Raw genomic sequence first — 11,560 nt, forward strand, 5'->3', positions numbered from 1 at the left:
AGCTAATGTGGAATACAATGCAAAAGTGATTGAGAAGAAGTGGCAGAAATTTTGGGAAGAAAATAGTTTGTATGAACCAAATCCAAACAAAGCATTGCCCAAAAAATACATTTTGAGTATGTTTCCTTATCCTAGCGGCAATATTCATATGGGACACGTGCGCAATTATTGCATTAGTGATGCGATTGCTAGGAAGTTTCGCAAAGAGGGTTTTAATGTCCTGCACCCTATTGGTTGGGACGCTTTTGGAATGCCTGCGGAAAATGCTGCAATCAAACATAAAACACACCCTAAGGCTTGGACTTATTCTAATATTGAAAATATGAAACGTCAGCTTTATAGCTTGGGATTCTCGTTTTCTAAAACGCGTGAGCTTGCGACTTGCGATTCTATTTATTCCAAATGGGAGCAAGCCTTATTCATCGCAATGTGGGAAAAAGGCTTGATTTATCGTAAAAAGGGCTTCTTAAATTGGTGTCCTAAAGACCAAACCGTGCTTGCTAACGAACAAGTGATTGAGGGGAAGTGTTGGCGTTGTGATACCCCTGTGGTGCAAAAGGAAATGTATCAGTATTACATTAGGATTACAGACTATGCTCAAGAGTTGCTAGACGATTTGGACACCTTAGAGGGTAAGTGGCCTAGCCAAGTACTGACAATGCAGAGGAATTGGATTGGCAAGTCAGAGGGTTTGAGCTTTGCCTTTGAACTAGAAAACAAAGTAGAATCGCCTGATTGCACAATAGAATCCATAGAGGTTTTTACCACGCGTCCAGATACGATTTTTGGCGTGAGTTATTGTGCATTAGCCCCAGAACACCCATTAGTCAAAATTGTATTAGAAAATGCGGAATCTTATGGAATCACACAAGAACAAAAGGCACAGATTCTTGCGATACAAAATACAAGCGAAAAGGAACGCGCGCAACAAGAAAAGGAGGGTGTGCCGCTTGGTATTTCTGTGATTCACCCCTTAACAAAAGTCAAGATTCCATTGTGGGTGGCGAATTTTGTCCTTATTGGCTATGGAAGCGGAGCGGTAATGAGTGTGCCTGCACACGATGAAAGAGATTATGATTTTGCTAAAAAGTATCATCTGCCCATTATTCCTGTGATTGCTCCTAAAGATTCCAATGTCAAATTGCCCAAAGAGGATTTTTATGGTGAAAATGGAATCTTAATCCATTCTAACGAGTATAATGGCTTAGATAATGAGGAGGCAAAAGCAAGAATTATTGAGTATTTCGAGCAACACCAATTAGGAAAAGCTGTGGTAAATTTTAAATTGCGTGATTGGGGTGTTTCAAGGCAACGTTATTGGGGCACTCCGATTCCTCTTATTCATTGTGAGGCTTGCGGAATCGTGCCAGAGCAGAATTTGCCTGTTTCTTTGCCAGAAGATATTGTGATTGATGGAGAGGGGAATCCACTAGAGAGACACCCTTATTGGAAGTATTGCGCTTGTCCTAAATGTGGCAAAAATGCCATTAGAGAAACAGATACATTAGATACTTTTGTAGAATCTAGTTGGTATTTTTTGCGTTATACCACTCCTCAAGAATTGCGTCAAGACGAAATGTTGAGTCGTTCTGATGAGCGTTATTGGATGAATGTAGATGAGTATATCGGAGGAATTGAACACGCGATTTTGCACTTGCTATATTCGCGATTCTTTACCAAAGTTTTGCGCTCTTTAGGATATACAGATTCCAATGAGCCTTTTTCGCATTTGCTCACACAAGGTATGGTAACCAAAGAGGGCGCAAAAATGAGCAAATCTAAAGGTAATGTCGTAGATCCTGAAGAGATTATCGCACAATATGGTGCGGACACTGCGCGATTATTTATTTTGTTTGCTGCTCCGCCTGTGCGTGAATTAGAGTGGAACGATTCCGCAGTAGAGGGCTCTTATCGTTTTATTAAACGACTTTGTGCAAAGACCGAAAAAATACAAAAGATTCAAAAACTGCCCAAAATACAAGTGCAAAATTTGAATGAAAAAGAAAAATATGCTCGCAAAAAAGTCTATGAGGCTTTGAAAAAATATCAAGAGACTTTCTGCCACGAAAATGGCTATGCTTTTAATACCTTAATTGCTGCGTGTATGGAAGCCTTGAATGCCTTAAGCGAACAAGACAACGCAGAGATTTGGAGTGAGGGATATTTCATACTCTTAAATGTTTTAGAACCCATTATTCCGCATATTTGTTGGGAATTAAGTCAGGAATATTTTAATTTGGAAAACTTTAAAGGAATCGCATTAGATGAGGAGGCTCTCAAAGAAGATTCCATTATGATGGCAATTACGATTAATGGGAAGCGGCGCGGAGAAATTAAAGTAGATTTGAATTGTCAGGATAAAGAGACATTGGAGCTCGCCAAAGCGGAAGTTTCTAAATGGATAGAAGGGAAAACGATTGTAAAAGAGATTGTTGTGCCTAATAAACTCATTAACTTTGTGGTGAAATGATGATTGGAATCTCAAAAATTGCTGCTTTGCTTACTTTGCTAGTAGTATTGAATGCGTGTGGCTATCAGCCCATTGCACATAAGGCACGAGAAGCAGTCGGGGATAAGGTTTTTGTAGAAGTCAAAATCAATCCACGCGACCCACAAAATAGTGTAGCTCTCAAAGATGAGATTACAAGGGCAATCTTTGAGCGTCTGCATATTAATGCTGTAAGCAGAGAGGATTCCACTTCCGTGATTGAAGTGCAGTTACAAAGTATAAGCTTCAACACTCTTGCGGAGAACCACACGGGATTTGCAACATTTTATCGTTGTGCCGTCAATGTGGAATTTAAATATACCGATATTTTAGCCCAAAAAACACGCATTTTCTCCAAAAGAGGCTATTATAATTTTTCGCTCAATGATACCTCTATCATTACGGATTCTATTCGTCTTGAAGCAATCAATCAAGCGGTTTTGCAAGCCATTGATGGTTTTATTTCACAAATGGGAATCAATAAATAATGATGCAAAATGCTCAAATCATCGCTAGGGAAGCATTAAGGGAACTATTAAAAGAGGGTAAAGAGCCGACACCAGAATTTTATACTGAAGCTTTTTATGCACAAGCAAAAAAGTTAGGTATTCGCGTTGATGAGAGAGACTTTAGTATGGAGAAAATTCTTGAAATGCTAAGTCAAGAAGTCAAAGAAAGCCTTTTGAATCGTCAATTTAAAAATAAAAATGAATTGATTACTTCTTTGGTGAAGGCTATTCATCATCTCTTTTTCTACAAGAAAAAATTTTATACTCAATTAGAGATTCTAAAATTTCTTTTGCGTTTGCTTGCGACATACCCACAGAAAGAAATCAGTATGCTTGCAAAAGGACAATTATTAGAGATTGACAAACTTAATGCCCAATCTATGCAGATATGGCGCGAACGTTGGGCAGAGCAGATTAAAGGAATCGTAGAATTGGATTTCGTGGATTTGGCGAAAGGTTTAGAGATTTTGAGTGGCTTTAAGATTCCAGATTCTGCTTTTTGCCAATGGCAAGAGGAGGCGCGCAAGATATTAAAAACGGATACAAAGAAAGAAAAAAAGATAAAACTCTTGCACAAATTGGAAAAGATTTTGAAAGAACAATTTGCCAAAGCAACGCAAAATCAAAGTGCAGAGGAATCCTCGCAAGCAGCCCCACACAAAGAATCCCATAAACATAAACACAAAAGCCACCACGTACCCTTAAAATATCAGGACATTTATTCTTTGCCTATTGATGCGACGACAACGCTTGTGGGTAAGCAGGGAATGCAAGAGGTGTTGAATTTTGCAGAATCGCAGTTTAAAGAAAATCATAAAAATTATTCTGTGATTGTTTTTGGCATTGCAGCGTATGACAAAATCAAAGAACATTTTGGATTGGAAGCGGCAAAGCGCGTATTGGCGACTTTGGGAAAATTACTTAAGCAATATAGCAATGAAAGCGATTTGATTGCATATTATGGAGACGAGGAATTTTTGGCGTGTTTGCTAGAGCGCACGAAAGAAGAAGCAATCCAATTTATTCGTAATTTGGATTCTATCGTGAGCCAAAGTATTTTTATGTTTCAGCAAACGCGCATTAATATTTCTTTGAGTGCGCAAGTTTCTCACAGGGTGGAATCTGAAAGTTTGGAAAATATGCTCAAGGTAAGCTTAGAAGAATTTAGTCAGCATAAAGATTCTAAAGGAATTATTGATTATGAATCTTAACGCGCACAATGAAACGCAATTAGAAAGATTCTTGGACGAAAAGGGAACAGAATATGCCCCCTTTGACCCTATGCGTGCGCCTAGAATCTTGCAACAATTAAAGATTCCAAAGCCCTCTTCGCAAACGATTGTCCAAGTAATTGGCACGAATGGCAAGGGAAGCACGGGGAGATTTTTAAGTTTAATGTTATATCAATTAGGTATACGTGTAGGACATTTCAGCTCCCCGCATTTGTTATGCCTTAGCGAACGTTTTTGGAAAAATGGAGCAAATCTTTCAAGAGAGGCTTTAAACGAGGCTTTTTTGGCACTTGATTCTATGGCGGAATCGCAATTAGAGCAAGCAAGTTATTTTGAAGTCTTGACTTTTTTAGCGTTGAGTGTTTTTAGTGATTGTGATATTGTCGTGCTTGAGGCGGGGCTTGGAGGGGAGTTTGATTCTACGACAACTTGCGCGCAAGCAGAATTATCGCTTTTTACAAGCATTGCCTTAGACCATCAAGAAATTTTGGGAGATACTTTAGAAAAAATTGCAGTAACTAAGCTCAATGCGATGTCCAAGAGGGCTATTTTGGGATTCCAAAGTGAAGTAGATAGTGAAAATGTAGGTGTTGTCGCAAGAATCGCAAAGGAAATCGCAAACAAGAAAAAGGCAAAACTAGAGATTTTAGATAAGATTCCTGATGAAATTTTCCAATGGATTCAAGCGCAAAATTATCCAGACTATCAAGCGCAGAATCTTACTTTGGCTTTATATGGGTTGCTAGCTTTGAAGGAGATTTTAGAACAAAAACAATCACGATTAAAGATGAAAGACTTTTCATTGGATTCTTTGCTTGCTTCTCTCCCTCCATTAGATTTACAAGGACGTATGCAAAGGTTAGCTTCTAATATTTATTTAGATGTTGCCCATAATGTCAATGCAGCACAAACGCTTGTCAATCAACTAAAAAATAATGATTTTAGTCAAAATAAATGTGTTTTAGTTTATAATTCCTATTTTGATAAAAATCCTCGTGCGGTTTTATCGGAATTTGCACCGATAATTAAACGCGTAGAGATATTAGAAGTTGCTCATCCTCGCATTATTGCAAAGGCGCAATTAGAAAAGATTTTGCAAGAATTGAAAATAGAGTTTAGAGATTTTAAAATGATTCATCAAGAGGAAAAATATTTAGTGTGCGGTTCATTTAGTGTTGTAGCAGAATTTCTAGCGCATTTTGTAAAGAATGAGATTGCAGGGAGATAATGTGAAGAATCGCTTTGTCGTTACAATTACAGATGTCAATGGCTCAACACAATATAATGTTCATCAATATATGAAGCAAATTATGCTTTATGTCATTTTGCTTGTTGTCGTCATATTTTTCTTTAGTTTTATCTCTATACGACTGCTTTTAAAAGAAGTAAAACAGATTGAAACCAAGCGGGATTTGATGCAGCAAGAGTATCTGAAAATCAACGAAAAAAATACACAATTACGTGCTTTAGTAGATGAAAAGACAGAAGAGTTAGTCAAAGTTTCTGATAGAATTGAGGATTTAGAAGGAATCGTGGGACTAAGCGATCAAACGATAGAAGCACCACAGGATTTAAGTCTTATTGAACGCGTAGATTTAGCAAAGATAACGGGGGCGCAAAAGGCATTTGTAATGCAGTTAATTCCCAATGGCGTTCCCTTGCGCGGGAGTTATCGTATTACCTCTGAATGGGGAACACGTGTGAATCCTGTGTTGCAGCGCACTGCACCTCATAATGGTATGGATTTTGGTGTGCCTACGGGGACGCCAATTTACGCGCCTGCAGATGGTGTAGCGGATTTTACCAATAATGGTTATAATGGTGGCTATGGAATTATGGTAAAATTAGAACATTCTTTTGGATTCAAAACATTTTATGCGCATTTGAATAAAATTGTTGTGAATAAAGGAGAATTTGTGCAACGAGGGCAACTTATCGCATATTCCGGAAATAGTGGGAGGAGCACAGGACCGCATTTGCACTATGAGATTCGTTATCTAAATCGCGACCTTAATCCACGCCCATTTATAGAATGGACTATGCGAGATTATACGCAAATTTTTGAAAAGGAGAAAAACATAAAATGGCAATCTTTGCTAACAATGATAAACAAATTAGCGGAAATTCAGGAAATACCAGCATCATCGCGCAAGGGACAAAAATAAAAGGTGATGTCATTAGTGAGTGTAATTTACACATTGATGGGACTTTAGAGGGTAATATTATCGCCAAAACAAATGTTGCCATTGGTAAAAATGGTAGTGTTAATGGAAGTATCAATTCCGAACATTTGGTTGTGAGCGGAAAATTAATGGGGGATTGTGAATGTAATATCGTAGAGATTCTGCCACAAGGTAGAATTGATGGCAGTATTACCGCAAGAGAACTCATCATTGAGAAAACAGGGGAATTTGTCGGACAAAGTGTTGTGCATAAGAACAATGAATACAACAATGGATTTGACAAAGCCAATAAAATAGGCTTGGATAAATCAAAAATTACACCCTTTAGCCTAAAAAAATCAGAGGACGGCGGTGAGTCAAAGTAGCGTTTATGCGCATCTTAAAAGTTTAAAAAGAGAATTTAATCGCCATTTTAAAGATGGCTTGCTTATTATTGCCGAAGAGAAGCAAAATGCGTTAAGTGCTTGCGATGTGGCGCGATTATTGGGGTTTGATACCTTTGTGTTGCCCGACTTTCGCGCTGTTTTTGGTGAGGATTTGCGCAGTTTTCAAGAAGAATTAAGCGAAATTTTCTCTACACTAAGAGAATTTTATGCTTGTAAGGGTGCGAAAATTCTCTTTAGCCCCCTTTTAACTCTGCTGCATTCCCTGCCTAATGCGGAATCCCTGCAAGGCATTTCATTACAAGTTGGCGCAACTCTTTCTCTAAAAGACTTCAAAGAGACTTTGTTTCATTTGGGATATGAGTTTGTAGATTTGGTAGAACTTAGCGGTGAAGTTTCTATTAGAGGAGATATTATTGACATATTTGCGCAGGGTTTGCAGCCCTATCGCATTACGCTTTTTGGCGATGAGGTAGAGAGCATTCGCGCGTTTGATGTCCAAAGTCAGCTTTGCTCTAAAGAAGAATTAGAGAATCTCACGATTCCACCGGCGTTTTTTAATCTCAATGCGGAATCTTATGCTCTCTTGCAAAATGCAATCTTGGAGCAACAAACGCCTTTGTTGAACGATGTTTCAAGGAATGGTAGTTTGGCAAGCTTTGGGTTTTGGTATTTGGATAAAATCCACGCAGCGCAAGACTTTTTGCAAACCTATCCTTTTATCTTGCTTTCAAATGTTAAGAAATTAGCGCAAGAAACTTTAGAATTTAAAGAGCATAATGAGCAGAAATTACAAAGAATCTTGAATGGAACTGAAATAAGCGAAAGCAAGGAATACCAAGATTTTGAGTTTCATTTCAATACCCTAAAGACTTTTTTAGAATTTCATAAGGACAAGCAGACCACGATTATTGCCAAAACAGAATCGCAGGTGCGACAAGCAGGGATTGCGCTGTCTGATACGAGATTCCATTTTCTATTGGATTTGGATATTTCGGTTAATATTTTGGGCAAAAATGAGCTTATTTTATCGCTAAATGCAGCCCAAAGGCAAAAAAAACGCGCCAAAGCCAAGATATTTTTAGATGAATTGAATTTGGGTGATTATGTCGTGCATTGTGATTATGGAATCGCAATTTTTAATGGAATCGTGCAAGCAAATATTTTTGGAGCAACGCGCGATTTCATTGAATTGCGTTATCTTGGCGAGGACAAATTGCTTTTACCTGTTGAAAACCTAGAGAGGATTGACCGCTATGTCGCAGATAGTGGAGGGATTCCATTATTAGACCGACTAGGGAAAGGTTCTTTTGCGAAGCTCAAGGAAAAAGTAAAAGAAAAGCTTTTTATTATTGCAAATGCTATTATTGCGCTAGCGGCAAAACGAGAATTGCTTGATGGTGTTGTCTTTAATGTGGCAAAGGAGGAAATTTTAATCTTTCAAAACCAAAGTGGATTCCATTACACAGAAGACCAAACGCAAGCGATTGCAGAAATTTTTAAGGATTTAAGCTCGGGGCGCGTAATGGACAGGCTGCTAAGCGGAGATGTTGGATTTGGCAAGACAGAAGTCGCGATGAATGCGATGTTTGTAGCATTTTTAAATGGCTACCAATCCGCTATGATTGCACCCACGACTTTGCTAGCTTATCAGCATTTTAATACCCTACAAGAACGTTTTGCGCCCTTTGGGTTAAAGTTAGCGCGCCTAGATAGATATGTCAGCGCAAGAGAAAAAAAACAAATTCTAGCCAACCTTAAAAGTGGAGAGTTAGACGCAGTCGTAGGCACGCACGCTCTTTTAAATGCGGAGTTTAAGAAGTTAGCCCTAATGATTGTAGATGAGGAGCATAAATTCGGCGTGAAGCAAAAAGAAAGAATCAAAGACTTAAGCCAAAATGTCCATTTGCTCTCTATGTCCGCTACTCCGATTCCAAGAACATTAAATATGGCACTCTCTAAGATTAAGGGTTTAAGTGAGTTAAAAACCCCCCCAAGCGAGAGACAAGCTACACGCACTTTTGTCAAAGCCTATGATGCGGTTTTGTTAAAAGAAGTCATCTTGCGTGAAATGCGAAGGGGCGGGCAGGTCTTTTATATCCATAATAATATTGCCACGATTACACAAAAAAAAGAGGAGATTTTGAATCTGCTTCCCCAATTAAAAATTGCGATTCTGCATTCACAAATTCCCGCCACAGAAGCGGAGGATATTGTTTTGGACTTTGCTAAAGGCACATATCCTCTCTTGCTTTGCACGAGCATTGTAGAATCAGGGATTCATTTGCCTAATACCAATACGATTATCGTTGAGGGTGCAGATTGCTTTGGAATCGCGGATTTGCACCAATTGCGTGGGCGCGTAGGGCGAGGGAATAAAGAGGGATTTTGTTATCTTTTCATAGAGGACTTTGAGCGTATTACCGCAGATGCTAAAAAACGTCTTTTGGCATTGGAGAAAAACTCTTTTCTAGGGAGTGGGGGCGCACTTGCTTACCACGATTTAGAGATTCGTGGTGGAGGCAATCTCGTAGGTGAGGCTCAAAGCGGACATATCAAAAACATAGGTTATTCTCTCTACTTGCGTATGCTAGAGGAAGCGATTTTTACTCTAAGTGGAGATGTGCAGCAAAAGCAGAATCCTATTGATGTGAAGCTTACCGTTACTGCGTTTTTAAACCCAGAATTGATAGAATCCGAACGTTTGCGCCTAGAAATTTATCGGAGACTCTCTAAGTGTAAAGAAGAAAATGCGGTATTTTTGATTGAGGGAGAGATTGAGGAGCGATTCGGGAGATTGGATATTTATACAAGGCAGTTTTTGGATTTGATTCGTATTAAGATTATCGCAAGAAATTGCGGAATCGCAAGCATTTTGAATTATCAGCAAAACATTTCTTTTGTAAATTTAGAGGGTGAAAAATTAACAATCAAAGCCACAAGTAAAGATGAAGAGGATTTGCTAGAAGCGGTTTTTAAGCATTTAGAATCTTTGAAAGGCACAAAACAATCCACAGAATCAAAGCAAAAAGATTGAGGGAAAGTAATGCGATTAGGGTTGATTGGGGATATTGTAGGCAAAATCGGCAGGCGGCAAGTTGCGCGTTATTTGCAGCAAGCAAGGGAGGAATACCGCTTAGACTTTGTCGTGGCAAATGGGGAGAACGCAAGTCACGGATTTGGGCTTAGTATCGCTTGTGAGCAGGAATTAAGGGGAGCAGGTGTAGATGTTTTCACAGGTGGAAATCATATTTGGGACAAAAAGGATATTTTGCCTCTCCTAGCACTTGAAAACTCTAAGGTTTTGCGTCCGCATAATTATCCACAGGGGGTGATAGGCAGTGGAATCTATCGGGGAGAGATTCAAGGAGAGCCTTTTGCGATTCTAAATCTAATGGGGCATTTTGGTATGCCGCAATGTGATAATGCGTTTTTGTGTGCTAAAAACGCGGTAGAATCCTTGCATAAAGAGGGCATTATGAATCTTGTACTAGACTTTCACGCAGAGGCTACAAGCGAAAAGAGGGCAATGCTGATGATGCTTAAGGGACAAATCAGTGCGATTGTCGGCACACATACACATATAGGCACAGATGATTTGGAGATTTTTAGCGGGACATTTGGCGTGAGTGATATAGGAATGTGTGGAGCACGAGAAAGCGTGATTGGAATGGAGGCAAAAGAACCTATTGAGAGGTTTTTAACAGGTTTGCCCAATCGCTTAAATGTGCCAGAGGGAAATGGAATCCCGAGTATTTTTCAAATGATTGTGTGTGAGATTGTGCAAGGGAAATGCGTAGAAGCCTTTAAGCTTAAGGCGGTGGATAATGGGAAGCTACGAAAAACATTGAATGCAGACAAGGAAAGGGATAAAAATGTTTAAAACCATAGACGAAAGAAAGAATATCATTTACCACTTCAAGCCCTTAAGAGATATTTTACAAAATTCTAAAGTTGAATTTAAGGGAAGCGAAAATATTTTGTTTTTGAGTGAAAAAAGTTATTTAAGCAATACATTGATTGAGTTTTTCGGCAACAATGCGTTGCTATTCATTGGGGATTCTACGATGAATAGCGATTCTATTCATATGGGATACGATAGTGTGTGCTTCATTGGAAACAATAATTATTTTAATCCTTATGGCAGACGATGGTTTTTCGCATCAGAGCATAAAAATATTATTTTAGGCAACAATAGTCTTTTTTCTCACCCTCTTTGGTTTAATGTGATTGATTGGCATTTGATTTACGATAGAAGCTCCCAAAAGCGCATAAATCCTAGCAAAAGCATTTATCTAGGCGACCATATTTGGATAGGGCAGGAAGTAGGGTTTGTCAAAGGTGGCTTTGTGGCAAGTGGGAGTGTGATAGGTGCTAAAAGCTTAGTGGTGGGAAAGAAATATCATTCTAATACGATTAATGCAGGGAATCCTTGCAAACAAGTAAAAGAGGGAATCTTTTGGAGTGGCGAGTGTGTGCATAGTTGGGATAAGGCAATGACAATGCGCTATGAAACAATGCGTGAGGAGAAATTTTCTTTTTCCTACAACCAAGCCTCTTTCCTCTCTCCCAAAGCCATAGAGTCTAAGTTAGAATCCTTACAAAGCGCACAAGAGAAGCTAGAGTTTGTCTATGATTATTTATACTGCAATACAAATAAGAATCGTTTTGCTTATTTTGAGAATTGTCCCTTTGAGATTCCTTTACCTTTAATGCCAAAACAATTTGAGAAATTAAACTTTGAGATTATAAAATCTCCAACTCT

At 38.8% G+C, this 11,560-nt stretch carries 8 protein-coding genes and 1 pseudogene; all 9 read left to right on the forward strand.

All coding sequences use genetic code 11. From position 1 onward, the window contains the following. Nucleotides 1–7 precede the first annotated feature (7 nt). Nucleotides 8–2,470 carry a leucine--tRNA ligase gene (gene leuS / locus HDT10_RS03795; protein ID WP_290880158.1) on the forward strand — a complete coding sequence of 821 codons (2,463 nt, stop codon included), beginning with the start codon at nucleotides 8–10 and terminating at the stop codon, nucleotides 2,468–2,470. After that, nucleotides 2,470–2,976, forward strand: a complete 507-nt coding sequence (lptE, locus tag HDT10_RS03800) for an LPS assembly lipoprotein LptE (protein WP_290880160.1) — start codon at nucleotides 2,470–2,472, stop codon at nucleotides 2,974–2,976. The genes leuS and lptE overlap by 1 nt, the downstream gene beginning before the upstream one ends. Continuing rightward, on the forward strand, nucleotides 2,976–4,208 hold the full coding sequence (locus tag HDT10_RS03805; protein ID WP_290880162.1) for a diguanylate cyclase: 1,233 nt from the start codon (nucleotides 2,976–2,978) through the stop codon (nucleotides 4,206–4,208). The genes lptE and HDT10_RS03805 overlap by 1 nt, the downstream gene beginning before the upstream one ends. Then, nucleotides 4,198–5,457: a bifunctional folylpolyglutamate synthase/dihydrofolate synthase gene (locus tag HDT10_RS03810; protein WP_290880165.1), complete on the forward strand. Its 1,260-nt coding sequence runs from the start codon at nucleotides 4,198–4,200 to the stop codon at nucleotides 5,455–5,457. Before HDT10_RS03805 ends, HDT10_RS03810 begins: the two co-directional genes overlap by 11 nt. Next, the gene (locus tag HDT10_RS03815; protein WP_290880167.1) at nucleotides 5,444–6,394 is read left to right on the forward strand and encodes a M23 family metallopeptidase; all 951 of its coding nucleotides are present in this window, start codon (nucleotides 5,444–5,446) and stop codon (nucleotides 6,392–6,394) included. The genes HDT10_RS03810 and HDT10_RS03815 overlap by 14 nt, the downstream gene beginning before the upstream one ends. Beyond that, nucleotides 6,313–6,777: a polymer-forming cytoskeletal protein gene (locus HDT10_RS03820; RefSeq protein WP_290880170.1), complete on the forward strand. Its 465-nt coding sequence runs from the start codon at nucleotides 6,313–6,315 to the stop codon at nucleotides 6,775–6,777. Before HDT10_RS03815 ends, HDT10_RS03820 begins: the two co-directional genes overlap by 82 nt. Then, a complete protein-coding gene (gene mfd, locus HDT10_RS03825) occupies nucleotides 6,764–9,832 on the forward strand; it encodes a transcription-repair coupling factor (protein WP_290880172.1) in 3,069 nt (1,022 codons plus the stop codon). The genes HDT10_RS03820 and mfd overlap by 14 nt, the downstream gene beginning before the upstream one ends. A 9-nt stretch (nucleotides 9,833–9,841) precedes the next feature. Continuing rightward, nucleotides 9,842–10,678: a TIGR00282 family metallophosphoesterase gene (locus HDT10_RS03830; RefSeq protein ID WP_290880175.1), complete on the forward strand. Its 837-nt coding sequence runs from the start codon at nucleotides 9,842–9,844 to the stop codon at nucleotides 10,676–10,678. After that, nucleotides 10,671–11,560 (forward strand): annotated as a pseudogene (locus tag HDT10_RS03835) (hypothetical protein); the annotation flags it as partial. The gene HDT10_RS03830 and the pseudogene HDT10_RS03835, both read left to right, overlap by 8 nt.

The sequence above is a fragment of the Helicobacter sp. genome (assembly GCF_014799995.1).
Classification (GTDB): Bacteria; Campylobacterota; Campylobacteria; order Campylobacterales; family Helicobacteraceae; genus Helicobacter_D.

What these genes read in the sequence shown, in the direction of transcription:
- lptE (WP_290880160.1), top strand. Translation starts at nt 2,470, where the DNA reads ATGATTGGAATCTCAAAAATTGCTGCTTTGCTTACTTTGCTAGTAGTA.
- HDT10_RS03805 (WP_290880162.1), top strand. Translation starts at nt 2,976, where the DNA reads ATGATGCAAAATGCTCAAATCATCGCTAGGGAAGCATTAAGGGAACTA.
- HDT10_RS03810 (WP_290880165.1), top strand. Translation starts at nt 4,198, where the DNA reads ATGAATCTTAACGCGCACAATGAAACGCAATTAGAAAGATTCTTGGAC.
- HDT10_RS03820 (WP_290880170.1), top strand. Translation starts at nt 6,313, where the DNA reads ATGGCAATCTTTGCTAACAATGATAAACAAATTAGCGGAAATTCAGGA.
- HDT10_RS03830 (WP_290880175.1), top strand. Translation starts at nt 9,842, where the DNA reads ATGCGATTAGGGTTGATTGGGGATATTGTAGGCAAAATCGGCAGGCGG.